The organism is Planctobacterium sp. R6 (genome assembly GCF_055755215.1).
Genome location: NZ_JBVTQY010000096.1, coordinates 1 through 1,176 on the forward strand (window position 1 = coordinate 1; position 1,176 = coordinate 1,176).

Genomic DNA, 1,176 nt, shown 5'->3' on the forward strand with positions numbered 1-1,176 from the left:
TGAATCAATCCGGGTTTGTCGGAGGCTAATTATCTTGAGAGAATTAGCCAATGAACAAAAGAATAAGTTATTCCCCAGAAGTCCGCGAACGTGCAGTTCGCATGGTATTAACCTCAGAACATGAACACCCTTCCCGATGGGCTGCCATGGTATCTGTTGCATCAAAAATTGGATGTACGCCTGAAACATTAAGAGCGTGGGTCAATAAAATGGAAGTTGACTCAGGTAAGAGAGCCGGTGTGACTTCTGACGCAGCGTCTAAAATCAAAGAGCTTGAACGAGAGAACAAAGAGCTGAAACAGGCGAATGAGATCCTGAAAAAAGCCGCTGCATTTTTTGCTCAGGCGGAGCTCGACCGCAAACCGAAGAAATAGTCAGATTTATTGATTTATATCGCTCGTTGTATGGTGTCGAGCCAATTTGTCGTGTTGTGCAAATTGCACCATCAACCTATTACCGTTGTAAATCGCTGGAGGCTCAGCCAGAGCAACGCTGTCAGCGGTATCATCGTGATGAAGCATTAAAACCTGAGATCATGCGAGTCTGGCAAGAAAACAGACAGTGCTATGGTGCCAGAAAAGTCTGGATACAGATGAAACGGGAAGGCTTTACAGTGGCTCGTTGCACTGTAGCCCGACTGATGAAAGTGCTGGAGATTAAGGGTGTACGCCGTGGTCGTCGTTGTATTACAACCATTCCCGATGACAGTGCAACTAAACCACAGGATTTAGTGAATCGTGAATTCACGGCACAGCGGCCTAATCAGCTGTGGGTGGCAGATATCACCTACGTTGCGACCTGGTCTGGCTTTGTCTATGTCGCCTTTGTAACCGATGTGTTCTCACGCAAGATTGTCGGCTGGCGTGTGATGAAGTCTATGCAAACACAGTTAATTCTGGATGCGCTGGAGCAAGCTTTATGGGCACGAGGAAAACCCAAAGGTGTTATTCATCACAGTGATCGTGGTAGCCAATATGTTTCGATTCGCTACTCGGAACGGTTATCTGAAGCGGGCTTTAATGCTTCTGTAGGCAGCGTGGGTGATTCATATGATAACGCTTTAGCTGAGACCATCAACGGCCTATATAAAACTGAAGTCATCCACAAAGATGGCCCATGGAAAGGGCTGGAGCAAGTTGAACTTGCCACCCTAGATTGGGTTGACTGGTTCAACAA

At 46.8% G+C, this 1,176-nt stretch carries 1 protein-coding gene and 1 other annotated feature; the gene reads left to right on the forward strand.

Translation table 11 applies throughout. The annotated features are described in order from the left end of the window. Positions 1-50: 50 nt before the first annotated feature. A protein-coding gene (locus AC0J20_RS23290) for an IS3 family transposase (protein WP_473023598.1) occupies positions 51-1,176 on the forward strand; the annotation gives its coding sequence in 2 pieces (ribosomal slippage) (positions 51-333 and positions 333-1,176; 1,127 coding nt annotated over the 2 pieces). This gene is flagged as partial in the annotation. Continuing rightward, positions 329-445, forward strand: a sequence feature (AL1L pseudoknot). Its footprint overlaps the gene before it by 117 nt.